The organism is Pedobacter sp. W3I1, from assembly GCF_030816015.1.
Taxonomy (GTDB): domain Bacteria; phylum Bacteroidota; class Bacteroidia; order Sphingobacteriales; family Sphingobacteriaceae; genus Pedobacter.
This window is the reverse complement of sequence record NZ_JAUSXN010000001.1, coordinates 4178675-4204127: the sequence shown is the minus strand read 5'-3', so window position 1 is coordinate 4204127 and position 25453 is coordinate 4178675. Positions and strand designations below refer to the sequence as shown.

Genomic DNA, 25453 nt, shown 5'->3' with positions numbered 1-25453 from the left:
TTATGATGCTTTAATTACCAACCTGGATTTTGTACCAGGGACCTGTCACGGTCGAGCTGGTATTGAGAAATAGGGAAGAGGTACATTTTGTTCTCCCATGCTCTTTTTTGAAATAATGTGCGCTTGTAAAAAGCCGTAAAACCAAATCCAAGTCCGCCGTCGTCTTCATTCACATTCATAGTGTAGATATTTTGATTTTCAGGCGCACCTAATAATAGCCTTCTGATCAGTGTATAATATCTATCACCTTCGAAGCATAACTCTACCTGTCTTTCTTTAAGAATGTATTTTCTCATCAGTTCCTTATTTCCAACTGCGTTAGGATAGACGGTTTCAATACCTGGTAGACCGGCCCTGGTCCTAACCAGGTTTAGGGTTTGTACAACTTCGGGATTGGCAGGGTCATACTCATTTAAAGCTTCAGCGTAATTGAGCAGGATTTCTGCATAACGCATGATGATGAAAGGCCTGTAATTGGTGACATCCTGCCTGATGTTATCAGCCGGGCTTATGTTTTTTAGAAAATTATAACCGGTGATGTTGTTGGTAATTCCCGTGGCTTTAGCGCCAGCTTTACCTGAATAATAAAATTCTATGCGACCAGTACCGTCCACATTGCCGGCTGAGGAATAATAATTCTTATCGTCAACGGTAGGAGCGGGCAATACCGGACGGCCATTGTATTGGATATACGCATAAAAACGGGCTTCCCTGTTGGCATACATGTTCCATTGTCCTTTTTTATGTCCCCAGGTCTGATCGCCATTATTTTCAGCAAAGCCGGTTTCGTTATACTGTGATAATGGATCATCAATCGCTCGGCCATTGTTCATATAGAAAGCATCTACAACATTTTGAGTGGCATTGTAGAGATTGATCCCTCCCGGATTGGGTGACGATGCTTTGGTGTAACCCCAATAGTTCCATGAGTTTCTGGAGAAGAGGATCTCGCTGTTCCAATTGGTTAGGAAAAGATCGCGTACTGAAAAATAGGGGTCAAACCTGGTTCCGCCGTTATCCAGATTGGTAAATAATTTATACGCATTAAGATTCATCACGGCTTTCGCAGCATCTGCGGCAATTTTCCATTTATTTGGATCAAATGATGTCGGAGCGAGCGCTTTTCCATCCTGATTTTTTAGCGAGTTGAATGCGGGATTTCCGTTCCAAAGTGGACTGGCCGCCCAAAGCGCAAGCTGCGATTTTACCGCCAGGCATGAGCCCTTTGATGGCCGTCCATAGTTGCTGGAAGAAGCCCAGCTTACCGGCAAATCAACGGCTGCTTCATCCATTAACTGGTTCACATAGTCTTTGCATTCGTCAAAAGTATTTCTAGGATATTTATTGAAATCTTCATTAAGGGCAAGGGCGCCCGTTAATTTTACCACTGGTCCGTATTGTTTGATCAGCTGCCAATAAAACCAACCCCTTAAGAACTTTGATTCAGCTTTATATTGAGCCTTTAATGCTGAACTCAGCTGCGACTCAGGTACGCTTCCGACATTGGCCTCAAAAATAAAAGTTGAGCGGATGCCGGTATAATAATGGTCCCAATGGTCGTAATAAGCATTTACCGGACTCCAGTTTCCTGCAACCATTTGTCTGATATTTGTACCTGGGATAGAAACAGATGCTTCATCGCTAATGCCGATATGGGCAAAGTCGATTTCGAGTACTGCACCATAAATGTTGTAGAGATAGGATTCTGCATTTGCCCGGTTGCTCCAAAGGATATCAGAAGTAAGGAGATTATCTGGTTTTTCATCCAGGTGTTTGCATGCAGATAGGATACCGGTTAAAAACAATGTTCCTACTGCTATAATGATTAAATATTTCGTTTTCATCATAATTTTTTTAATGCTTATAATTGATCAATACGTCTTTTTAAAGGGATGCTTTCAGTCCCAGGGCAAATGTTCTCAAAGGAGGGTATCCTGCCGCGTTGGCGCCAAGTTCCGGATCCCATAATTTAAATTTGGAGAAAGTAAGTAAGTTCTGACCTGTGAGATACAGGTACACTGACTTGATCGATGCCTTTGTTAGCAAAGCATCCGAAAACCGATAACCTAAGGTGGCTTGTTTTAAGCGAACAAAGCTGCCATCTTTAGACCACCAGGTGCTGGGCTGATAATTATTGCTGTTCTGATTGGAAATTCCCAGTCTGGGATAATACGCATCCTGTCGTGGGTTTTCAACAGTCCACCTGTTTTCCAAACTGGCCAGCATACCCGAAGGATACTGTCCCATGCCTGTAAAAGGTACAATACCGGCTCCAACCGCTCCTTCACCTGTTACAGCCGAACCATTAGCCATAAAAGAGACACCTGAAATGCCCTGGAAGAAGAGGGAAAGATCTACACCTTTATAACCTACCGTAAATCCGGCTCCATAAAGCATGGTTGGAACATCTGATTTTCCGGTATACACCCTGTCGAAGCTATTGATCACTCCATCACCGTTCATATCTTTGTACTTGATATCTCCTGGTTTTAAAATTGCACCAAATTGGCTCGCACTGGCCGCAATTTGTTGAGTAGAAGTAAACAGACCTTCAGCAATGTACATGAGGTTGTCTCCCAATTTCTGTCCGGTTGCTTGTTGATATGCATATAGCTGTTTAGGTTCATCCCGCTCGATGATTTTATTGTTGTTATAGGTGAAATTTCCATAAAGGCGAAGCGATACGTTTCCCATCTTTTCGTTGTATTCTACGTTGGCATCTACCCCCTGATTATTCATCTCCCCTAAATTGGCGAATACCGTTCCCGTTACACCTAAAATGCCTGAGAGTGAACTGCGGGCAATAAGGATGTTCTTTCTTCTTTCTTTATACAGGTCTACTGTGATATTGAGTTTATTAAACAAACCGATTTCTGTACCGAAATTGTCTTTGGTCGCTTTTTCCCAGGTCAGGTTTTCTACACCAAATACACTTTCTGTTACTCCATTAAATATCGTTCCATTAAAGCCTAAACCTATGGAGCTCCCTGAGCCATATTGGCTCAGATAAGGGAACCTTTTCAAGCCAATGCCACTAGTGCCGATCTGATCATTTCCTACAATTCCATGTGATCCTCTGATTTTGAGCAGGTTCACAGAAGTGGATAGGTTTTTGAAAAAGGGCTCGTTCGAAATCACCCAACCTGCCGAAACAGAAGGGAAAAATCCAAACCTTTTACCCGGTTCAAAGTTTTCTGAACCCGTGTAACCTGCATCAAATTCAAGCAGATAACGGTCTGCATAATCATAGGTGGCCCTTACAGCCATACCCTGGTTTTTGTAGGGGATAGAAGAAATCACATCTCCTGCAGAGCTAACTACCCTTGTGCGCATATTGTATAAAAATAAACCGCCAAAATGATGATTGCCAAACCTGCGGTCGTAAGTGACGTTGGTTTCCAGGTACATCTTTTTCTCTGCGCTTGATGATTGTGAGTAACCCAGAAACTGTTCTCCGATTCTTGATTGGTTAAGGATTAAGTTGCCATCAGCATCACGTGAGCTGGCCAGGAAAAGGTTGTTCCTACCTGTTCGCCTGTTGTCGTTTTCACTGTAAGAATCAAACGAGAATCTCGCCATCGCACTTAATCCTGGTACAAGGCGGTCAAGTTTCTGATTGATAGAGAAAATAGACTGTATAGTAGGGCGGAATTCTGTTGCATAACCCGAATTTTGGATATCATTGAGCGGATTGCTTCCTCCATTGTTAAACGGGCCAGCCCACGATCCGTCCGGGTACTGTATCGGAAAAGCGATAGGCGGGGTTAAATAGGCATTATACCAGATTTTGCTGGCTGATAAACCCGGGTACCTGCTGCTCACCAGCATGGCATCAAGGTTCATAGACAAAAGGGTGGTAGGGCTCAGGTCGATATCGAGGTTGGTCCTGAAATCATACCTTTTAAAATTTAAATTGGGGTTATAACCATTTTGTTTGGTCACTTTATAACTGCCATCCTGGTTGTAAAAAGAGGCCGAAACATAGTACCTCACGCTTTGGGAGCCTCCGCTTACATTTAAATTGGTGTTGAAGCCAGGAGCCCAGTTTTTATAAGTTGATTTGATCCAGTTTACATTAGGGTAGAGGTAAGGATCCAGGCCACTTGCCGTTTTCTGGATAATTTCTTCTGAATATATGGGCTGATTGCCATCGTTAATATTGGCTTCATTATAGAGCCTCATCCAGGAAACACCATCCAGCATTTGTGGTGTTTTAGTGAGGCCAGACATGGAGGCTTCGGTTTTTATTGAAATCAGTGGCTTCCCGGCAGTACCCCGTTTGGTATTGATGATCAGGACACCATTGGCACCCCTGGCACCATACACTGCAGTGGCTGAAGCATCTTTAAGTAAAGAAATACTTTGAATGTCTTCCGGGTCGATGTTGTTGTAAGAGCCTCCGAAAGAGCTATTTACATCGTCACGCTGTACGCCGTCAATAATAATCAGTGGTTCTGTATTGCCCGTGAAAGTTCCTATGCCCCGGATAGTAAAAGAGGCATTGTCGTATCCTGGTTCACCGCTTCGCTGCATAGAGATGACTCCAGCTACTTTACCGGCCAAAGAATTTGAAAGCGAACGGTTAGGAGTTTGCATATCCGACATATTGATGGTGCTTACGGCTCCGGTAATGGTTACCTTCTTTTGTTTACCATAACCAACTACTACTACATCCTCAAGAGATTTGTCTTCCTCTGTCAGGCTGATGCTGATTTCTGTCTGCTCGCCCAAAAGTATTTCTTTGGTGATGAAGCCTACGATCTGAATGACCAGCACATCATTTTTATCGGCCTGGATTTTAAAGTTTCCATAAGCATCTGTAGAAGTTGCTTTTTTAGAGCCTTTTACGGATACCGTTGCCCCTGGAATGGGGCTTCCTTTTAAATCGGTTACCTTACCCCGTATTTCCTGACTACTGAAAATGCTGCTCAGTTTATCAACGGCTTTGTCCAGAAGTGAAATTTCTTTTGCTTTGATCATAATGGTATTTCCATCGATAACATAGGTTAAGGGGAGGTTATCCAGGATTTTCTTTACTGTGGTTTCCAATTCTTCATTTTGGATAGAAATGCTAATTGGATTGATCCCGTTGAGAACTTTTCTGTCGAACAGAAAATTATATCCACTTTGATTATGGATCTTTTCTAATGCATTCTTTAATGAGATCCGATTTTCATTCAGGGTAATGCGTTGCCCGAAGGTGGCTGCACTTACCTGCATTAGCGTGAAAAGGAGTATGATGGTGGTCAGGCGCATAATCATCCATATTTTACGGATATAACGGTTTGTTATACCCGATTTGCTGGCATAAAATCTATACATTTTGTTATATTTGGTTTGTGCAGCGGCCGCTTAGGTCAATTTGAGGGCTACTGCAGGTTTTGGTTAGTAATTTTTTTATTAACTGGATGCCAGGTATTATCGGGGGTGTGTCCAGCACCCCTGGTGATTTGGCATGATGGGAAAGTAATTATTGCATCACTATCACCCTCCTTCCTTCTATTTTGAAACGGATATTACTAACAGTTTCTATCCACTTCAGTACTTCCGACAACTTACTTTTTCTCGACACTAATCCATCCAGAACAGGAGTTGTACTTGTTTTTAAGCCAGATTCATAAACAACATCCACATTGTACCATCTTGCAATCTTGCGCATGGCCGAATTCAGATCCTCTCCGTCGAAGATGAAGTTGTCATTTTTCCAACCCAACGTTTCTGCTGTATTCACCAAACGTAAGCTTATGGCACCTGCGGCATCAATGGAAGCTTGCTGATTAGGTTTTAACAGAACGGGCTTTTTATCCTGCGGATTTTTAAAACTCCGAATTTGCATACTTCCTTCAACCAGGGTAGTTTTGCTGAGTGGTTCGTCTGCATAGCTATTGATGTTGAAAGATGTTCCAAGGTCTTCGGCGATCTGGCCAGTACTCATTACCCGAAAGGGCTGTTTCGCATCGTGGATGACCTCGAAATAAGCTTCTCCTGTTAATTCTACCCGACGCTCTTTCTGGCCAGCGAAACTGGAAAGAAATTTTAATGAGGACGCGGCATTTAACCATACCCGGGTCCCATCAGAGAGCGTGATTTGGTACTGACCTCCCTTAGGTGTAGATAGTACCAGTTGCTGTGCTGTTCCTTTCATCGACCCGATTTCGCTGATATCCGTTCCGTCATTATATTCCAGTCCTGATTTATCAACTACTACACCCCCTGTTAAATTCTTTAAATCAAATTTTTGGCCATTTGCCAGGGTTACGGTTGCTTTATTGCTTCCAGGTTGAATGTCATGAAGCGCCAGATGGTAATCAATGGGCTGGGTATGCAGGTAAAAATAAAGTCCTGTACTCAGAATCACTAGCAGTGATGCTGCAATCGCCAGGCTTCGACTTGATATTTTGAATCTTCTTTCTGCAGGTAAGGTACTGGTCATCTTCTTGATCATGAGCAGGTCTTCAAACAGTTCTTCTTCGGTTAAGCCCAGGGGAAGATCTTTATTCCATTGTGCATACCAACTCTCTAAAAAGGCGATTTCTTCAGGTGTACAGTTACCTGCCTGTTTTTTTTGTAAAAGCTTGTTAATTTCCTCTTGTTGCATCATTCTTAGCGAGGGAAGGAGCGTACCTTCCGCATTCAGAAGTTAAAGACGGAGCAGAATAGCTTTGGGGGTAAAGGAATTTAAAAAAAAATCAGAAAGAGAGGAACATCATGGATCCAAGCCGGGTGCGTAATACCCTTAATGCATTGTTTATCGTAGTTTTTACAGTTTGTTCGGAAAGGTTGAGCGCTTTGGCGATTTCCTGATGGCTTAGGAAGTTTTTCCTGCTCAGTTCAAATATTTGGCGGGTCCGTGCCGGTAGGTTGGCAATTTCCTGGTCTATAATGGCCTTTAGCTGGTTTTGTCTCACGAGGTAATCGGTGGTAACAAAGCCTGTTTCAGCAAAATCTTGAATAGATTGGGTATATGATTTTTTCAACTTCTGCTTGGCCAGCAGGTCGAATATTTTGTTTCTAACTGATGTATAAAGATACCCGGAAAGGGTAGTCTTAAAAGTAGTTTCCGCTCGTTTAATCCATAAAGTGGTAAAGAGTTCATGAACCAAATCCCTGCACTCTTCTCTTAGTTGAAGTCGCTTAAATGCATGAATGTATAAAACAGCATGATAGCGGTGATAAATTTCAGCATACGCGAGCTGATCACCGGACTTGAGTAAGTCTGCTAACTCATGATCATTATATTGTTTATAGGGCATTCTGTTTGGAATGCACTAACATACATAAATAATGCATATAGTCAAAAACTATAATTTTGGATGACCACAGGCAATTCTGTGGCAGGAAGTATTATCATCCCGAGGCATTGTCAACGGTTAAATATTTTGATCGGCTGTGTCGGAATCTTCTGAGATATTAGGTGCTCCACAGGGCAAGCCCTTCCAGGCTCCGAAACTATGACTTCCATGCTTCGCCGCTCACTAAGTTCAAGATTAAGCTTATCGGTCTCAAGGTACTGGGTCTTCTCATCTCCAGTACTGTAAAAATGGAGCACCATCGAAGAAAAGCCTTCGGGGTGATGTGTCGGCAATTACCTGTACGAGGTGCAAAAGTACCCGTTTTTAAAAAATATTGAACCATTTTGTAAAACTGCCTGTCTATAATATGTAATTCTGGAAAGGTATCCAGACACTAATGTTACAATAATTTAAACCCTTTTATCTAACAATTATGGAATCGCAAAATGAATCTCACAACGAGGGAAAAGTAGCCCGTTTGATTGAGGAACAAACATCAAAACTGCCATCCGATACCTTTTTATGGGCTTCACTCGCCTCTATGGGTATTTCACTAACATTAAAATGTCTCGGCCATAGGCATAATGCACTATTTGTTGGTCAATGGGCTGCTCCATTTCTGCTATTGGGCATTTACAACAAAATTGTAAAAACCCAGGGCCACGATCAGCAGGACCCCCAACCGTAATTAATAAAACTGGCAAGCAGATGTTATCAATTCGGCTTTTATGCCGAACGTTTCTTGCCATGAGGACTTACTGTTTTTCTATTCACTATGAAATTAAAAGATCCGATACTCAATGTCCTTGGTAAGCAATATGAACCTTCATCATTGATTGAAACAAAATTCGGCAGGTATGACCTTGCCTTCAGGACTGATCATGAAGGCAGGCCTATTTTGTTGTTCATTGGAAAGAAGGCCGAAAATGGAAAGATTGCAGGAGAGCGCTATGCCAGACGACTAAAAATAGAAGGTGGCAAAACCTTAAAGGACCACTGGGAACATAAAGGAAAGGCTTCTTCTTAGCATATCATGATTTGTATGCATGCTTTTATATTTTTCACGGATTATTCAAATGATCTAAAGGTTTATGCCCTGCCACAAAGGGGTGCCCTCAGCAGAGCTTTTGTGGTTATTTGATCAGTGACTTTATCTTTGGTTGAAATTATTGTCGCGTTTCTTAGTCAGACCTCCGTCCAATATAAATCATATCCGAATGCCTTCTTGCGACCAGCGCTATTAAGTTGAAATCAGCTGACACACCTTGTTACATAGTACATCATAATCAAAAGGCTTGTACATCAGTACATCCGCGAGGTTCTTTTTAGTAAGCGCTTGTGCTTCCAACATGGCTGTGATCAATAAAATAGGAATGTCTTTGGTCTCTGGGTCATTCTTAAGTGAATTGCATAGTTCTCTGCCATCTCCCTGGTCAAGAAGAATATCCATCACAATAAGATCGGGTGCAAAGCTGTTAACGGTTGCATGCAGTGCTTCCGAATGATGGATGCATTCCACTTGAAATAATTGATCCTCTAATACCATCCGGATGGCATCGGCATTGCTAGGATCGTCGTCAAGTACTAGAATTTTGTTCATTTGCTTTCATTAGGTAAGTAAATTTAAAGATATTTTTACATAAGGAAAGGTTCGTTGTATGGGATGGCGTATATCTTGGCTAAGATTCCGTACCTGCATAACTTACCAGCCGTATAAGTACTATCCAGTCAGGGATTATACGTAGGAGCCTAATAGTTTTATTTATATAGCGATTTATGAACCGGATTTCACAGTAAACCTATAAGGTTGAGTTAATAAAGTCGAAATGGAGTTAATTAGGGTGTCTACTGCCTGTTCAATATTGCCACCTTTGGCCTGCCTGCTATTTCAATAAATTTATCGTTCATGGACTCCGTGATCAGCGTGTCGGCGGCAAATATGCAGATGGGTCGAAGCAGTTTAGAGTGAATTAAAAATACCGATGTAATCTTTTTGCTAAAATTTAGGAAAATATGCTGAAGTCAGAGGTGAACTTTTACAGTTCACCCTAGTTAAAATTCCTTTACCTATTTATTGCCCCATCATCAGACCTGGCATGTTTTGCTTCATTGGTCAACTGCCCGTTTCCGCATCTCCGCGGATGTCTTTAGGATCGTCCTTTTCAAGGATCGCCGTAAGGTCTGTGGCCTCGGAACCCTCGGTTTGGGCGACCGGACCATCCGAAGGCAGCGATGTGCTTTGATTTATACCGGCGGCTGTTTCGTCTTTTTCAGGTAAACCCATGTTCTTGCTGTTTTCGCTCTCGCCTGGGTTCGTCTGTTTGCTCTCCTGTGTCATCTAATCTGCGATTAAGGTTTGAGATCTCCGGGCTTTTCATCCAGGTATTTTTCCGCTTTTTCCTGCCATTGCTGTCCGTCATCGTCGGGGCTATTGTTCTCCGTAGTTTTAGATTCCAATAATTCAATGAGGGCTTTCGCAGTGGGGCCTGCAGAAAGTGGATTTTGCCCTGTGATGAACAGTCCATCTGTTTCTACGTGGGAAAGGAAGGGCAGGAGGGCTGTTTTAACTTCCGCTCCAAGTTCTTTCAAACGTGTTTGAAGCTCATACGGAACGTTTCCACTGCGTCCTACCAACGTTTCTTCTGTATTACTGAAAGCGGAGATAATCCTTCCTTTTAATAAGCCTGGTCTTTGTCTTTCCGCGCTGATGAGTGCTGCAGAACCGTGGCAAACTGCTGCAACAGGTTTTTCCTGCATCGAGGAAATCCAGGATCAGCAAGCCGCTGTTATTGTCCACCGCCAAATCCCATATCGGTCCATGTCCGCCAGGATAGAATACAGCATCGAAATCATAATGCCTGATCTGATCTAGAACGGTGGTCTGGCTCAAGGCCGCCCTTGCCTGTTCATCATCCTGAAACCTGCGGTTAGAGCCGGTAAGGTGTTCGGTCAATTCGCTCATCGGGTCAACAGGAGGCCTGCCGCCTTTAGGGCTTGCCAGGGTAACTGTATAACCTGCGTCAATGAATTCGTAATAAGGATCAGTAAATTCACCCAGCCATACGCCGGTTTTGCTTTCTGTATTTTCCATCGAACTGTGCGAGGTCAATACCATTAGAATCTTTTTCATATCGTTTTATTTGATATCATCTGGACCAACTTCATTGCCTTCCTCGTCAACTTGCTGGTGTTCGTCCCAGTTGGCATTTTCGCTCTTGCCGTTTTCATTGCCGGATGATTGCTCCTGGGCTGTATCCTCATGCCCTGCATGTTCGTTCTCATCTTTTTCTTTAGGGTCTTCCATCATATTTCTTTTATGTTTAAAGGATAACAAACCTGGCACCACAATGGTTCGAAAAAAAATCATGTAATACGGCAAGTAACATTTTAGGTTAATAGGGCTACTCAATTAAACAGCATGATAGAACTTACCTTTAACTTATTAAAGGATCTGCTTACAGGACAATGTTTGTAGATATTATGGGAGTAAGCATACCTTTAGAGCTTCTACCATTTTAGATAATGTCTTGTATGTTAAGACTACGTTTAACATACCCGGTCACCTGGTCTGCAGCATTGTTTTCTGCCAATCGGTCATGCAGGTGCTGTTCCCAATCTATGACTGCTTCATAGGCGGTGTCTCCACGTCCAAAAATCCCTTTGTGCGAGTCTGGGCCAAGGAAACAGCAGAATGCCTCTCCATCTTTGAACAAAGTTGGCTGGAGTTTTTGCGTTGCGCTGGTTAACGGCCAGTCCTGATAATCAATTTCGATCCTCATTTGCGGATCAATCTGCATCTGTTCCATAACATTGTGGTTATAAGTATAAAACACATTATGGGCCAATGAGGTTTTTGAAATTATTGATTAAATATCCCCTGGCGTTCAAAATACAGCATGTTTGTTATAAAAACCGTGGTGGTGTTCTTACCGATTATAGCCTGTAACGCAAAGCGACGTTTCGGGCTATTGCCTTAATTAAACCTTGCTCATCACTAACCGTGCGCTCCGCCGCATCCCATTCTCCGCGAATATTCCGGGATAAGGTCAGTTCTTCACCATTTAGGCTAATCTTGATTTCTGCAGTCTCTTTGTTGATCATCCTGGTCAGGATCGTGTAAGTGTAGTCTTCACCCTCAAAGGTGATGCGTAGTGGTAAACTCATTGCCCCAAAGATATTAATTTGAAAGATATTGTTAAAAAGAAACTGTTTATTAAAGCAGGGGTAAAGCTACCAGAAAAAGCTTAGGCTGTAAATTCCGGGATTTCGTAATATAAATCATAGCTATTGAAGGCAGGTAGATCGAAAGCGACAGGTATATGGAAAGGCGGATCGGATCTATGTAATAAGATTCGGGTTTTCAACACAAATTCTTTCTTTATGGTGTTATATGTCTGTATGCATAGTCAGAATAGCCCATTTTTAAAGAACAATAAATCTCTTATTTCCAGTGCCGTAATACCTTATTATCTGCGTATTGATCATTGGAATGATAAACAAAAAGCCATTTTACTTACCTCCATAATTGCGCTCGCCCAGTTTTTGCTCCACCTTGGTTCTATGAACAGATATGGTTTTCATCAGGATGAGCTGCTTTATATTACTTTAGGAGATCACCTTTCCTGGGGATATAGGGAAACGCCTCCCTTTATTGCTTTGATGAGCGTTCTGGGGGAAAGGCTTTTTGGTGATTCGATGATCGGTATGCGGCTTATTCCGGCTTTTTTCGCCGGGGCAATTGTTCATCTGACCGGGCTTATGGTGATCAGGCTAAAAGGTCGGTATTTTGCAGTGCTTGTCGCATGTTGTACTGTTGCCTTTTCCTCTGCTTTTCTTGCTACCGGGGCTCTTTTTATTCCCCAGGTTTTCGATGAGTTCTTCTGGCTGTTATGCTGTTATCTGGTGGTGTGTTACCTGCAGGATCCCAGGGATCATCTTCTTTATTTGCTGGGTCTTGTTATCGGGGTGGGTATATTGGTAAAATATACCATTTCTATTTATGTGGCTGGTATGGTTATCGGTTTGTTCCTGAACAGGGAAAGCCGGCGACTGCTGAATGTTAAAAGTTTTTTTGTCCCGTTTTTGATTGCGGTACTGATTATCTTCCCGCACCTGGTCTGGCAGTTTGAGAACGGTTTTCCGGCCTTTCTTCATCTTGACGAACTTAAAAAAAACCAGCTGGTGTATATTGGCCGTTTTGATTTTGTGCTCCAGCAGCTGCTTTCCAATGGTACAGGCCTGTTTGTCTGGTTGGCCGGTTTATACTATATTTTTACTGCTGATAAATTAAAGCGGTATATATTTTTTGTGTCAGGTTTTATGTTTGTGATGTTGGTACTGTTATTGTTCAGAGGGAAACCCTATTATGCTTTTGGCGCTTTTCCGCCGCTGTTTGCCCTTGGTGGGATTTTTTTTGAGAACTTCTTGCGTAAATACGGTAAAGCAGTGAAGATTGCTTTTACAGGAGTTCTTCTCGTTCCAAATCTTTTGCTATCGCTGGTAGTGCTGCCTTATCTGCCGATCGAAAAGACGTCTAAGGTTTTTGAATGGACTTATAGCCACTTTGGGCTGGATTTTCCTTTAAGATGGGAAGATCAAAAGGTGCATATGGTTAATCAGAACTATGCCGATATGATCGGCTGGGAAGAGCTTGCTATTAAAACATCCGCTTTTTATGGGAAGTTAAGCCCATCCCAGCAGCGGCAGACGGTTATTCTGGCAGAGGGTTATGGGGCTGCTGCCGCATTTACCTATTATTCGCGTAAATACCCTCTTCCAAAAGTGGTTTCGCTGAGCAGCAGTTTTGCAATGTGGGCACCTGATCGGATCACCGCTAAAAATCTTATTTTCTTTTCATCAGAACCCGCTCCGCTCTTGCCGGCGCATGTTTATACCAGGTTTGCCTCTATCGAAAATCCTTATTCGAGGGTGTATGGCAGGGGGATCTATTTGATTACAAATGTAAAAAGCGCTACCCTTAAATGGTATGCAAGCGAATGGTCGGAAAAACGTTTCCAGGATTTTGATTTCGGGCTTGAATAACAGATGGGCCAGGCAGGGAGATTTTTTGAATGGATTTAACAACTGTATTTTCGGGATATCGAAAGGTATTTTTCTGATTAATAAGAAAGTTCTTAATGTCTGGATTTGATTTTTTTTGTTAAAATATTAATTAACAGCTTCGAAGAAGCTTAAATGTAAGTGGTATGGAATCGGAAAAGATAAACAGGTTTTTGACTGCACAGAATCAGGCTTACCTAAAAGCCCTGGAAGAGATACGGGCAGGGAAGAAGGTGAGCCATTGGATGTGGTATATATTTCCGCAGTTGAAGGGGCTTGGCAAAAGTGAGATTTCTGAGTATTATGCGCTTGAGGGAATTCATGATGCTACGGATTATCTTAAGCACCCGGTTCTTGGCAGGCATTTGGTTGAGATATCCAATGCAGTTCTTTCGCTCACCGGCAGATCTGCCCATGAGATATTTGGCTCCCCTGATGACATGAAACTGCGTTCCTGTATGACCCTGTTCGCCCGGGCTAAAGATGCCGATCAGGTATTCAAAAAAGTATTAGATAAATATTTTGACGGACAGTTTGATAGCCTGACACTTGAACTTTTAGAGTAGCGGATATGATATCCCTATATGCCGGAATGCAACCGTTTTATATGCAGAGCATTCGGGCTCTGGTAAAGATTATCTTTAGATCCGCCTTCTGTAGGCATAACCAGATCAAGCTGTGAAAACGGGATCCATTCTTCTTTAGGTGTTCCGTCTGCCTTAAAGTGCCCGCATCGGGCGGATGAATCTGCGCCGTTAACTTCTTTAACTGCAGAACGGGCGTCGTTGTTGTTCCGCCCGTGCGGGATTCAGGTAATTTCACGTTTCATGGGGTATTATCAGTGCTTTAGTGCAACAAAGAGTGCGCCTGTTTTCTCCTTCTCCTGCGCAGTTTCAAAAGCTTCGTTAATTTGCTCGAGCGGAAACTGATGGGTAATCATTTTACGTGCATTTATTTTTCCCTTGGCCAATAGGTCGAGGCAGATCTTCATTTCTGGGTAAATATCGCGGAAAGCGTAACTTGCACTTAAAACCAGTTGGATCTGACCTTTTTGTAGCCGTTCCCAATCCAGTGTAATGGGGGTTTTTCCGGCTTCAAATCCGCCGACCACAATTACTTTTCCGCCAATCCTGGTCAAAGTGGTTGCCAGTTCGAGCGTCTCAGCCATGTGTTCTCCTCCTACGCATTCAAATGTTATATCTGCGCCCCGGCCATTGGTGAGCTCCAGTATCCGTGCATTAACATCTTCATTTTTAGAATTGATGACCGCGGTTGCACCAAGCGCTTTCGCAATCTCAAGGGAGGAATTTACAACATCAATAACAAATACGTCTGCTCCGGCTGTTCTGGCTAGTTGCAACTGGCCGATGCCGATAGGTCCGGCACCGACAACCACCACCTGATCATTCACCTGGATTCCGCTCTGGTGCTGAGCATGGAGGCAGACGGCAAAGGTATCGAGCACAGTCGCCTCTTCAAAGCTTACCTCGTCAGGCAGTAAATGGAACTTCGTTGCCGGCCCTGTAACATATTCGGCAAATGCACGGGAAACGGTTTCCATTCGTACCTTGTAGAGATTAGGGCAAAGGTTGTACTGTTGTACCCGGCACCACTCACAGCTACCATCTCCCAATAAGGTTTCGATTACCACGCGGTCGCCGGGTTTGACATTGGTTACCGCACTTCCCACCTCAACTACTTCTCCGGCCAGCTCGTGTCCCATTATTTTGCACTGTAGTTCTGGCTCATGTTTTTTCCAGTGGCGAAGGTCGGTTCCGCAGATACCCGATACTTTTACCCGGGCAAGCACCCAGTCATCGGCTGGGATGGTAACCCGTTCTACTTGTTTAACTTCAAACTTTCCATCAGCTGTTTTCAGTGCAGCAGTCATTAATTGTTCCATCGTTTCTGTTTAAATTATATTTAAGGTTTGCTTTTCCCGCCATTCTGTAATGCAGGTAGGGCAGGGCACCCGCAATTCTTCTTTTGTAAATTTCAATGTGCCATCGGATTGAAGCCCGAAGATCGAAATGTTATCGCTCTGTTCATTGGCCACAAGTAACAGCCCCTCTTGCTCACAGATGTGCAGTCCCCTTGGACTTAGCCCCGCTGCACCTATCCGCTGCAGAAAGAACAGCTGTCCGCTAATGCGCTCTATAGAAAATACTACGATTTCATTGGCGTTTCCGCGGTTGCTTGCATATAAATATGCCCCGTTTGGATGGACTTTAATGTCTGCTCCTTCGGTTTTTCCACTATATCCCTCCTGCAGCAACGATACTCTTTGCAACCAACCGGTCCCGAAATCACCAGTATTGAACATGTATATTTCTCCGGTGAGCTCGGTGATGAGGTAAAGGCGGTCTCCATTGGGGCTTAACGCGAGGTGCCTTGGACCGCTGCCTGCAGGGAGCTGCTGATATATCGATTGTTCGGGGGGAAGCGGGAGAGTAGCTTCCGGACGGTAAGAGAACCTGTACAGACGGTCAGATCCAAGATCGCTGCAATAGAGATAACGGTTATCTTTTGATGGCAGGGCTGCATGAAGATGAGGCTTCTCCTGGCGTTCGGCAACAGGCCCGCTTCCCTTAAACTCCAGCTGCTGTACCACCACTCCCTGCTCGTTTCCCTGAGGTAGCCTGATCACCGTTAAGCTGCCGCTTCCATAATTGGTGATGAACGCGTGCTTGCTGGTGGTATCTGTGCTGATATAACAGGAGCCCTGGCCGCTGAACCGAATGCGGGCAATCAGGTTAGTTTCTTCCTGCAATCCTGTCATTTGGTAGATATGAAGTTCCGAATCTTCCGTTTCTTTCTTTTCAGTAACCGCATAAATAAGTCCTTTTACAGCGTCAATACTCACAAAGGAAGGGTTTTCAATACCGGTTATATGGCCAATGTTTCCAAACCTGTTTTTATCATTATCCCAGCGGTACAGGTGAATGCCAGCATGGGTCTCTTTACTATAGCTTCCGACTACTATTACCATATTATATCAGTTGCAATTGAGGTTTAATCTGCATTCCAACCACTTCGCAGCCTGGTGGCTGAGACAGGCAGTAAGCTACTGCTTTCGCAATTGCTATGGCAGGTAGCATTTCCAAATCTTCTACCTGTCGATATTTTTCTTCGGTACTGTCCATTTGCATGTCGGTATCGACTGCGCCAGGCTCAATAAGTGTGACTTTGATTTTTTCGGGATTGAGTTCCTTTCTCAGTGCTTCGGAAAATCCCTGTATTGCTGATTTTGTAGCCACATACACAGAGCTGCCTTTCTCACGTACATCGGCACTCATGGAACCGATATTTACAATATGGCCTTCGCCCTGCTGCTGCATGCGCGCTATCGCATAATGTGAGCAGGCCAGATAAGCAATCAGGTTGGTCTGTATAATATAACTGATCTGATCATAACCACCCTCGGTAACGCTGCCAAAGCCAAGCGCTGCATTATTGATGAGTATATCGAGCCCACCCAACCGGGCATCCACTTCATCATATAAAACTTTGATCTCATCGCCATTAGCCAGCTCGGTAACCACGCCCTGGCAGGAGCCTGTTGAATCTCCATTTTTCGCTGCGGCAATAGTCTCATCAAGCTGCTCGCGATTTCTGCCACAGATGAGGCAATTGCCACCAAGGGAGGTTAACAAAATGGCGATCTCTCTACCTATCCCGGTTGTACCACCGGTGATTAAAATGCGTTTTCCGGATAAGGCTGTACTGCTACCCGTGTTGATCTCATTGAATCCCATAAATTAAAAATTAAGTTTTTATATATCCTTACTCAATCAACAATTTTAAATAAAAATGGTGTTGAGGCGCACCCCCATCTAGAGGCTTAAAACTGAATAAAATAGGTTCAAAGTGCTGTCTAAGCTGTTTTTGCCTTTTCACTGAGCGGTAGATCGGGTATAATTACTTTGTAAAACAGGTATCTATCGCCCGGCACAAATGCTTTGCCCTGAGCTTCCACCATTGGGCAAAGCCTGACCTGATCAGAAAAAGCATTGGGTTATGCGCTGTCTCGTTTTTGGACCGTAAGCAGGACGCTAACAATAAAGATAACCTGGGCCATGGCATCTGCCAGATAAATTTTGGATATGGTGCCATGGAGCGCATAATAGGTGTCGATGAGCAAAAAGGAAAGCGCTGTCATCACACTAAGCAGTTTCGGACCGGGGTTTTTCGAAAGCTGTAAGAGGAGCTGGATGCCAATCGTAGTGGATAAAAGAGCTACCATTTTGACCAGCCAGATATCGGTTTTATAACCGGTTACTGCCATGAAACTCCCGATATGGATAATTGGCCATATACCGGTGAGCAAATAGTAACTTCCCTGTGCAATAAACGTAGATTTTCTCAACATCTTTTTCTGGAGGTGGCGCATATACTCTATATTAAATAACAATGATGGCCTGTTCATTATACAAACAACTGTTTGAACAGGATGGTTTTATAGTATTGGTTTGCTTTCCTCGGGCGGATTTCCAAATGATGGGACTTGGCAGCTCTGAAGTGCAAGTGTCCCTGGACGTAGAATTACTTTTCAGGCAGCATGGATTACCTGTTTTAGCAATAGGTTAAACTTGAGAGGCTGAAGATTGTTTAATGCTTATGTAAGTGCCTAAGTTAAACAGCATGCGCCGGTTTTTCGCTTCATGGAAATCGGTTGCTTTAAATAGATAGGTTGCACTCTAATCAAACACCGATGAAAAAAAATCACAATACCCGCGCACATCTTAACGCTTGTTTATTAGCGGTATCCCTGTTATCCGCTTGTAGCCAAAAAGCCAGAGATCAGGCCATCAAAGCAGATCTGACAACTAAAGCTAAGGAGGATGTAAATTTTGCCGGCGCCCGTTTTTCAGTGGAAAAAGGTACGGTAACCCTTACCGGCAGTTGCCCCTCAGTAAAATCCAAGAATCTCTTGATGCAAAAGATTAAGACTATTCATATAATTGACAGCATAGATGACCGTTTGGTTATCAGACCGGTAACGATCGGTCCGTCCTTTTCGCTCAGTCAGCAGGTTGACAGTATACTCGCCGCATATCCCTCAGTCATTGCAACGGTATCTGACACAACTGTTGTGCTCACGGGAAAAGTACCGGCAACGGCGCTGGAGAAAATGGTGTCGGCTGTGGGGAAGGTATATCCGAATGTGAACACAGAGCAGTTGATTCCGGAAGTTAAATAAAGACTTGCCGCTGGATGAAAATAAGGAGCTCTAATGTCCCTTGGATCTTTACGCCGGCTATTGTTGTCTAAAATTCTACCATGTGGGCCTTACAGCACCAGATAAGCAGCTAAAGTGCCCAACAAGTCAGTTACAGTAGGCTCAATCAGATTAAGCGTCTTGAGTCTGTATCATAATATAGAATTGTCATCCTGAGCTTGTCGAAGGGCCTGCTTTAAATGTCTTACAAGGCGTTTCGACAGGCTCAACGTGACAAATTCGAAGTGAATTACAAATATGATACAGCCTCGGTTGATTAATGTTTTTCAATCAGGATTTCCATTTAATGGTCACTTTCTGATTGCCAGTCAGGCTATAAATGATGCTACCAGCTTCGGCCTGTTTACCTTTGATCGGCTCTTTATCTCTTGCTGTCCGGATTTCAAATTCCGGCAGTTTTGCCCGACTCTGTTTAATGATCCTCATTTCGCAACTTAATCTTTTATCGCCCAGAATGGTAAATTCAACTGATCTGTTTTTAACTATTTTGTAATTAATGAGGGGATAGTCAATATAGATCATAAAAGGCTGATCCGGAACTTTATAATACTGTCTGGGTACGATACCAAAGGCAATTCCGGAGCCATAAACTTCCTGACCAACTTCTCCTGATTTTTCCCAGCCATCGTGGATATCTTCAAGTGGAACCCACAGGTTGCGGTCCACTTCTCCGGTTTTGACCTGTTCTGACAGCATCTCTGCGGGTAGCCGGGGCGGATAATAGGAGGAGATTCTGGTTACGGTATAGCGCACGAATTCTGCAATCAACAATTGGATGGAAGGCAGTATTTCCACATCCTGCGCCTCAGCAAGGTATTCAAGTAATCCGGCGTGCACCTCCTGTTCCTCGTATGCTGCTGTGTAGGGCGCATCACTAAGCGGGAAAATGGCAAAGAAGGTCGGAAAATTTTTGCCGTATCCATAGTTACAGTCCCAAAGTTGCACATTTTTAAAAATGGAGGCGATAAATACATAGCTGACCTTCAGGTATTTCTCTTCTTTTGTTTCTTTGTATAATCTGAGCATTGCCTTTGCGGCAAAAGAGGTGTTGTTGGCCTGATAAAAAATTTCGAATCCCATGCCAATGAGTTTATCGGCAGCCGCCCTTGCTTCCTCGAAATAACGCTTTTCTCCGGTGAGTTTCCATACCTCGAGCATCAGGTGTGCGTAGGCTCCGGGCACATCTTTTTCTCCGCCTTCTCCTGGTTTAGTTTCTGCTTTTATTACTTCCAGGTTTTCCATCTTATAGAAAACCGGCCATTGGTAATCAAAATGCTGTGCCACTTTTATTGCGTAGTCGATCGAATCGAGCAACAGTTTTTTGGCATCCTCATCCCCGGTACCGGCAAGTCTGGTCAGGTTGAGTAAAGGGTGGTGCAGGTACCATGCGTCCATTACACCCTCTTGTTTCTGTTCTTCAGATCCATCGAGGTCACTTTTTTTCGCAGGTAACCACCGCACAACAGTTTTTAATTCTGTATCATAAAATGCCGGTACGCCATCTCTCATCTCCTGAACAATGGGGTGGGGGGCGTCCTTCCAGTGGCAATATTCCATTAAGGGAATCAGCACAGCCATCTGTACCATCAGTTCGGGCGGGGTTTTATAGTCGCAAACATATGCGTTGAGATATGGGTGTCCGCCGGCAAATGTCCAGCAGCCTTTGTGTGCCGCCAGCCCGTTTAATCCTTGCTCTGCTGTTGCAGGCCAGTCGTGATAAACGGCTTCCGGTTTTGGTATCAATAGATAAACGGCAGCGAGATATTCGAGGAACTGGCTGGTCACCTCAAAATTATCGTTTGGAACCACTTCGCTTAAGAGTACAAAAGCATCCGAAATGGTTAATTCTTTTTCTTCCGGCACCGGTGAGTCGATTGCAGGTGGAAGTGAAAATCCAAGTTCAGGCCATTTTCCTCCAACAAGTTCTCCTGCAGATGTTTTAGTTTCCTCGCAGTAGGAGGCTAGGGCGGTAAGGTTCTGAAAGTAAAATACCGAAGCTGAATGCGGTGCTGGCAGGCTGAAAAATAGGAGGCCTGACCTGGTGCCCACCTGCTGCATATGCACAGTACCTTCCCCGCTTATCTTTCCATCGCTGTTGAAAGGCAGAATATCTTTTGGCCAGAATGGGATAAGCATTGGTTGGTTGCAGACCATTGTGGTGGTATAACGGAAGATGGACTGCCGGGGATCAGGGAAATTGATTGTTGTCCGGAAAGTCGCCGTCAAGGTTTTGGCTGTAATCATCAGGCCATTTTCCTGCTCCTCTATGTTTTTCACTACCAATGGATCATTGGCAGTAAAAACCAGACGGAAACTGACGCTTTCTTTTTTTGGATAGGTGGCCACAAGCCATAGCGAATCGCCGGTGTTAAAAAGCTTGAAGCTGTAATTTAGGTACTTGAGCGTAGTAATCGGCGCTTGGTGATTCAAATCAGCTTGGGCAACGCTTGCCCATGTGGAGACTGGATTCATAGTTGTTTAATTAATTGGAAATTGATGCTTCAATTGAATAGCAAATGTCATCTTCTGCTATGCACGAGGTATTTCTATCAGGTCAGGTTTTAAGGTAGGCCCCGGGTTCTATAGCGTGTATCCTTGATGTATTTTAACTGGCATAGGGATCGGTTAGTATCATTTTTAGGCAAAGTGCCTTTTAAAATCTTCTTCATTTTATCGTCTAGGGTCATAATCAATAATATTCATCCACTAGGTAAACAGTTATGGGATTGCAATGGTTTATTCCCAGTTACTCGCCTTTTCATTTTAGGTATTAATCTGTTGATACCGGTATAAATACGCCTGGACCATTTATTTATAGAAGATGGCAAGTAAGGTTTTTGATCAATTTGCAGATTATTTTACGATTTCTAAACAGAAAAAAGGCCTTGGGTGAAGCCTCGCTTAACACTTGGGTGGATATTAGATTTTTCCGGAGGACCGAGTGTCCCGAATCCTATGTCAACATCGGATCAAAGCAAGAAAGGCCGGCCCATAACTATTCAATACTGCTTCTGTTGATAACCATCACCCATCACAATGATCAAAGGTCGGATCCGGCTTAGACTAACCGTTGTTCCACCAAGACTTTTATATAACATAGGGTCAGGGTCAGCTGAGATCTTTATGCTGCGACCGGGATAAAATTGCAGTGACCCAAGACGCCACTTGCGCTACTTACCTATGGTTTCTCCCACGCGGTCAATGAAGTTATGGATGTCAAATGGTTTTTTTATGAATCCGTTAGGTTTGCAGTTCATATGCACGTCAGAGAAAGATGCATGTGCCGACATGATCAATATTGGAATATGTGCGGTTTTATTATTGGCTTGTATTTCCCCGCAAAGCTCCAGTCCGTTCCCATCGGGTAGCATGACATCCATTATGATCAGGTCAGGGGAGCTTTTAGCGATCTCACCACGGAAAGTGGCCGCATCTGGGCAAAGCTTCACTTCGTATTCCTCCTCGCTTAATAAAATCTCGATAATTTCCCTGATGTCATCATTGTCCTCAACCACCATTACTATTTTGCTCATATATCCGGCATTTTTCTTAACAACCTAAAATTTAGTTTTTTGTTTGCCGGACCGCTTTACAAACTGAAAGAAAAACGCGTATACAGTTATGGAATGATATCGCGGATATCAGTTTTTGTAATCTGGTAGCCATGCATAAAGATTAAAACGTCTTTTTGTGGTGATGTAAGTCGGGCAATGAGACGGTATAAGTATATGCTTATTTCCTTTATTTGTCAGAGAATAAAGATTGTTGAGGACAAATGTCTTACCTGTGCCGGCAGATAAAAATTAATAATGGAAGCGATTGTCTGTTTTCAAAGCTGGTAATGTTGATTAGAAGGGGTGCTGTCCGAAAAGGCTATCAGATCTTTTTTATTCAGGCACCTGATCGGGAAGTCTTGCCTTGCAGCTGATTCAAAGATTTTTGTTTTCGGACAGCCCTAACCTATATCATTATCCGAGCTTACCTAATAGTGTTTGCCCACGTTCAGTGTGTTCCTGAATGGTAGCCAGCGCAAGTGCGGTAACGTGCTTTACATGTTTGTCTGCACTTGCATCCCTTAATGCAGACACCGCATCTTTTAGTTTTTTATGCGTATCAACCTGGGCCTGCATAAAAGCACGGTCGAAAGCTCCGCCGGATAGGGACTGTAGTTTGGACAATATTGCCTTTCCTTCTTCACTTGGGGCTGGAACCGGAGTACCCATGTCCTTTAGGATCGTGCCCATTGTCTCTTGTTCAGCTGCCTCAAACTTGGCAAAAAGTTTTACCTCGGCATTACTGGCCTTTGTTAATGCAAGTTTACTTGTCTGCAACGAGGCAGTCCCTAAAATTGCAATCCTGGTCTGTAGCGGTGCATCAGCTTTTTGTGCAATTGCTGCAATGGGATTTAATAGACTGCCAGCCATTGTGCCGCCGGCTCCGAGAACAATTGCGCTTTTGATTGTCGTAGTCAAAAAATGCCTACGGCCATTTAAGTTATTTGTTTTCATAAGTTTCGGTATAAGATGTAAATAACTTAATAAACAAGAGCCAGGATATAAAGGTTTAGTGGAAAAAAAGATTTACCGGCCTGCAACATGGAAAAAAAATGTAGCTTGAGTTGAAGATATCCAGGATACTTGTACCCGGTTATACGAAAAAATTATTACACCTGTCTGCATTTCGTTAACCGAATAACAGCAAGAATAAAAGGCCATAATCATTGGATATACAAGTTTATGCAAGCAATACATGAGGATTCTCATTGATATAGCGATGTATATGAAAATTTGACCGATGCTCTATTTCGGTCATCTAAATGCATATCCAAAGCGTTTATTAAACATTCGGGGTTTTTGAATGGTTTTATACGGTAGTTTGGGTTAAAAGGGATAATAGTATTAAAACAGTTATGAAAACGGAGTTTAATCTTACAAAGTTCTATCAACATGCCTATGATTGGGTGATCAGTTATGGTCCGCGGTTGATAATTGGGGTGACGATACTTTTCTTCGGCCTTTGGCTTATCCGCTGGGGACTGAACCGGGCTCGTATGGGCATGCGCCGGAAAGGTGTAGATCCGACAGTCAAGCCGTTTCTTTTAAGTCTGATTGGGGTAGCGCTCCGGGTACTTTTGATTATAGGAGTGATGCAGATCATGGGAATACAGTTAACGCTCTTTACAGCAATTATTGCATCGTTCGGTGTTGCCATAGGACTCGCCCTTTCCGGTACGCTTCAGAATTTTGCCAGCGGAATCATCATACTTTTGCTTAAGCCTTTCGTAGTAGGGGATAATATCATCACCCAGGGGCTAGAAGGAACCGTGACCGCTATTGAGGTATTTTACACTGTGGTCACAACTTTCGATAACCGGGTTGTAATTGTGCCTAATGGAAAGCTGTCAAACGAGGTAATTATAAATATCAGCCGTGAGGGGCGGCGCCGCCTTGATATCAATCTGAAAATGCCAAATGGGGTGAACGTTAAGGAAGCCAAACGGATAATCAATGGCTCAATTGATAAGGAGGCCAATATTCTTGCAACTCCGGAGCGCCGTATCGGTGTAGCCGAACTTCAGGCCGACGGATATCTGCTAAGCGTAAATGTATGGGTAAATGCGCACGGGTTTCAAGATACCAAGCTTTCTGTTCAGGAAACCATTCTTCAGGATTTAATCGATTCGGGACTTAAGCTTCCGGGAGTGTAACGCTACATTTCCGGACCGGGTAGCAGATGAGAAATTGCAGGTATTCGCTAATCACAAAACTTCGCCTGCTTCAAGGCTGTTTATTATATGGTTCCAACCGGCTAGCGCTGGTAAACGGAACTGAAACCATAGAACGAATTTAACTTTACCACATGACGATTGCTTATCATGCCTCACACGAACAGTTTGCACCCAGTAGCCTTTTGGAATACGTCAGGCTAGCAGAAAACGCCGGATTTGAGGCGATATCATCTTCAGATCATTTTCACCCCTGGAGCGAGAGGCAGGGGCAGAGTGGCTTTTCATTTGCCTGGCTTGGGGCTGCGCTACTGGCAACCGGTCTTCCTTATAGTATGGTCTGTGCACCAGGACAACGTTACCATCCGGCTATAGTAGCACAGGCGATTGCTACGCTGAATGAAATGTTTGATGGCCGGCTATCTGTAGCTTTAGGTAGCGGCGAGGCATTAAATGAACTTATTACCGGAGATAAGTGGCCTGAAAAACAGGTCAGGAATGCCCGGCTTTTGGAATGTCATCAGGTGATCAGTAGCCTTTTGAACGGGCAAACGGTTTCTCACCGTGGACTTGTTTCAATTGAGAATGCAAAACTCTATACCCTGCCCGGCAAAATGCCTATGTTGTTTTGTGCCGCAGTAAGTTTGGAAACCGCAAAATGGGCCGGAGAATGGGCCGATGGTCTGCTTACCACTCACCGCCCCAAGGCTGAAATGCAAAAAATTATTAATGCCTTCCGGGCAAACGGAGGCGAGGGAAAGCCGATCTACCTTAAGGTTCAACTGTCTTATGCAAGGAACCAGGAGGAAGCCGTTTCGGGCGCCTTTGATCAGTGGCGCGGAAATATTTTTCAGGGCAGTGTGTTGGGAGAACTGCCGACTGTTGCGCACTTTGACGCTGCAGCTGAACTGGTACAACAATCGCAAATGCATGATTATGTCAGGATTTCATCCGATCTGCTCGAACATCAACAGTGGATAGAAGAAGATATCAGCCTGGGTTTTGATCGTATTATCCTGCATAATGTAAACAGGAACCAAAAGGATTTTATTGAAGATTTTGGAAAACAGGTGTTGCCTCAGCTTAAAAATAAATAGCTGTTTTAAAGTCTTAATATTTTATCAAAGAATTACTAAC

At 43.6% G+C, this 25453-nt stretch carries 25 protein-coding genes; 7 read left to right on the top strand and 18 right to left on the bottom strand.

The window, feature by feature from the left end:
- Positions 1–14 precede the first annotated feature (14 nt).
- The 4 genes from QF042_RS17205 to QF042_RS17190 form a co-directional block, all read right to left on the bottom strand.
- Positions 15–1847, bottom strand: a complete 1833-nt coding sequence (locus QF042_RS17205; RefSeq protein ID WP_307530606.1) for a RagB/SusD family nutrient uptake outer membrane protein — start codon at positions 1845–1847, stop codon at positions 15–17.
- 37 nt (positions 1848–1884) lie between these two features.
- Positions 1885–5322 carry a TonB-dependent receptor gene (locus QF042_RS17200; protein ID WP_307530604.1) on the bottom strand — a complete coding sequence of 1146 codons (3438 nt, stop codon included), beginning with the start codon at positions 5320–5322 and terminating at the stop codon, positions 1885–1887.
- Positions 5323–5470: 148 nt separating this feature from the next.
- On the bottom strand, positions 5471–6601 hold the full coding sequence (locus QF042_RS17195) for a FecR family protein (RefSeq protein ID WP_307530602.1): 1131 nt from the start codon (positions 6599–6601) through the stop codon (positions 5471–5473).
- Positions 6602–6689: 88 nt separating this feature from the next.
- Entirely contained in the window at positions 6690–7253 is a 564-nt protein-coding gene (locus QF042_RS17190; protein ID WP_307530599.1) for an RNA polymerase sigma factor, read from the bottom strand.
- Between the two features lie 472 nt (positions 7254–7725).
- Here QF042_RS17190 and QF042_RS17185 point away from each other — a divergent pair, with 472 nt between their 5' ends.
- Together QF042_RS17185 and QF042_RS17180 are read left to right on the top strand one after the other, a co-directional pair.
- Positions 7726–7980 (top strand): hypothetical protein, encoded by a 255-nt coding sequence (locus tag QF042_RS17185; RefSeq protein WP_307530597.1) that lies wholly within the window; start codon positions 7726–7728, stop codon positions 7978–7980.
- Between the two features lie 87 nt (positions 7981–8067).
- The gene (locus tag QF042_RS17180) at positions 8068–8319 is read left to right on the top strand and encodes a hypothetical protein (protein ID WP_307530595.1); all 252 of its coding nucleotides are present in this window, start codon (positions 8068–8070) and stop codon (positions 8317–8319) included.
- Positions 8320–8532: 213 nt separating this feature from the next.
- Here the strand turns inward: QF042_RS17180 and QF042_RS17175 are convergent, their stop codons facing one another.
- The 7 genes from QF042_RS17175 to QF042_RS17145 form a co-directional block, all read right to left on the bottom strand.
- Positions 8533–8892 carry a PleD family two-component system response regulator gene (locus QF042_RS17175; RefSeq protein ID WP_307530593.1) on the bottom strand — a complete coding sequence of 120 codons (360 nt, stop codon included), beginning with the start codon at positions 8890–8892 and terminating at the stop codon, positions 8533–8535.
- 513 nt (positions 8893–9405) lie between these two features.
- Entirely contained in the window at positions 9406–9630 is a 225-nt protein-coding gene (locus tag QF042_RS17170) for a hypothetical protein (protein ID WP_307530591.1), read from the bottom strand.
- An 11-nt stretch (positions 9631–9641) separates the two neighbouring features.
- Positions 9642–9881, bottom strand: coding sequence for a hypothetical protein (locus QF042_RS17165; RefSeq protein WP_307530589.1), 240 nt, complete (start codon positions 9879–9881; stop codon positions 9642–9644).
- A gap of 58 nt (positions 9882–9939) precedes the next feature.
- Positions 9940–10422: a hypothetical protein gene (locus QF042_RS17160; protein WP_307530586.1), complete on the bottom strand. Its 483-nt coding sequence runs from the start codon at positions 10420–10422 to the stop codon at positions 9940–9942.
- 6 nt (positions 10423–10428) lie between these two features.
- Positions 10429–10659 (bottom strand): hypothetical protein, encoded by a 231-nt coding sequence (locus QF042_RS17155; RefSeq protein WP_307530584.1) that lies wholly within the window; start codon positions 10657–10659, stop codon positions 10429–10431.
- Positions 10660–10807: 148 nt separating this feature from the next.
- The gene (locus QF042_RS17150; RefSeq protein ID WP_307530582.1) at positions 10808–11098 is read right to left on the bottom strand and encodes a hypothetical protein; all 291 of its coding nucleotides are present in this window, start codon (positions 11096–11098) and stop codon (positions 10808–10810) included.
- A gap of 127 nt (positions 11099–11225) precedes the next feature.
- Positions 11226–11393 carry a hypothetical protein gene (locus QF042_RS17145; protein WP_307530580.1) on the bottom strand — a complete coding sequence of 56 codons (168 nt, stop codon included), beginning with the start codon at positions 11391–11393 and terminating at the stop codon, positions 11226–11228.
- Positions 11394–11690: 297 nt separating this feature from the next.
- Between QF042_RS17145 and QF042_RS17140 the strand changes: the two genes are divergently transcribed.
- Together QF042_RS17140 and QF042_RS17135 are read left to right on the top strand one after the other, a co-directional pair.
- On the top strand, positions 11691–13334 hold the full coding sequence (locus QF042_RS17140) for a glycosyltransferase family 39 protein (RefSeq protein ID WP_307530578.1): 1644 nt from the start codon (positions 11691–11693) through the stop codon (positions 13332–13334).
- 164 nt (positions 13335–13498) lie between these two features.
- Positions 13499–13918 carry a DUF1810 domain-containing protein gene (locus tag QF042_RS17135; protein WP_307530576.1) on the top strand — a complete coding sequence of 140 codons (420 nt, stop codon included), beginning with the start codon at positions 13499–13501 and terminating at the stop codon, positions 13916–13918.
- A 272-nt stretch (positions 13919–14190) separates the two neighbouring features.
- Here QF042_RS17135 and QF042_RS17130 read toward each other — a convergent pair whose 3' ends face one another.
- From QF042_RS17130 to QF042_RS17115, 4 genes are all read right to left on the bottom strand, one after another.
- On the bottom strand, positions 14191–15255 hold the full coding sequence (locus tag QF042_RS17130; RefSeq protein WP_307530574.1) for a zinc-binding dehydrogenase: 1065 nt from the start codon (positions 15253–15255) through the stop codon (positions 14191–14193).
- A gap of 9 nt (positions 15256–15264) precedes the next feature.
- Positions 15265–16341, bottom strand: coding sequence for a lactonase family protein (locus QF042_RS17125; protein ID WP_307530572.1), 1077 nt, complete (start codon positions 16339–16341; stop codon positions 15265–15267).
- Between the two features lies 1 nt (position 16342).
- Positions 16343–17107, bottom strand: a complete 765-nt coding sequence (locus tag QF042_RS17120) for an SDR family oxidoreductase (RefSeq protein WP_307530570.1) — start codon at positions 17105–17107, stop codon at positions 16343–16345.
- 260 nt (positions 17108–17367) lie between these two features.
- The gene (locus tag QF042_RS17115) at positions 17368–17778 is read right to left on the bottom strand and encodes a hypothetical protein (RefSeq protein WP_307530568.1); all 411 of its coding nucleotides are present in this window, start codon (positions 17776–17778) and stop codon (positions 17368–17370) included.
- 285 nt (positions 17779–18063) lie between these two features.
- On the opposite strand from QF042_RS17115, the gene QF042_RS17110 reads away from it, so the two are divergent.
- Positions 18064–18552: a BON domain-containing protein gene (locus QF042_RS17110; protein WP_307530566.1), complete on the top strand. Its 489-nt coding sequence runs from the start codon at positions 18064–18066 to the stop codon at positions 18550–18552.
- Between the two features lie 309 nt (positions 18553–18861).
- Here QF042_RS17110 and QF042_RS17105 read toward each other — a convergent pair whose 3' ends face one another.
- From QF042_RS17105 to QF042_RS17095, 3 genes are all read right to left on the bottom strand, one after another.
- Entirely contained in the window at positions 18862–21063 is a 2202-nt protein-coding gene (locus QF042_RS17105; RefSeq protein ID WP_307530564.1) for a hypothetical protein, read from the bottom strand.
- A 698-nt stretch (positions 21064–21761) separates the two neighbouring features.
- On the bottom strand, positions 21762–22124 hold the full coding sequence (locus tag QF042_RS17100; RefSeq protein ID WP_307530562.1) for a response regulator transcription factor: 363 nt from the start codon (positions 22122–22124) through the stop codon (positions 21762–21764).
- A 435-nt stretch (positions 22125–22559) separates the two neighbouring features.
- The gene (locus tag QF042_RS17095) at positions 22560–23099 is read right to left on the bottom strand and encodes a DUF4142 domain-containing protein (protein ID WP_307530560.1); all 540 of its coding nucleotides are present in this window, start codon (positions 23097–23099) and stop codon (positions 22560–22562) included.
- Positions 23100–23584: 485 nt separating this feature from the next.
- On the opposite strand from QF042_RS17095, the gene QF042_RS17090 reads away from it, so the two are divergent.
- Together QF042_RS17090 and QF042_RS17085 are read left to right on the top strand one after the other, a co-directional pair.
- On the top strand, positions 23585–24298 hold the full coding sequence (locus tag QF042_RS17090) for a mechanosensitive ion channel family protein (RefSeq protein WP_307530558.1): 714 nt from the start codon (positions 23585–23587) through the stop codon (positions 24296–24298).
- A 152-nt stretch (positions 24299–24450) separates the two neighbouring features.
- Positions 24451–25413 (top strand): TIGR03885 family FMN-dependent LLM class oxidoreductase, encoded by a 963-nt coding sequence (locus QF042_RS17085; RefSeq protein WP_307530556.1) that lies wholly within the window; start codon positions 24451–24453, stop codon positions 25411–25413.
- Positions 25414–25453: the final 40 nt, after the last annotated feature.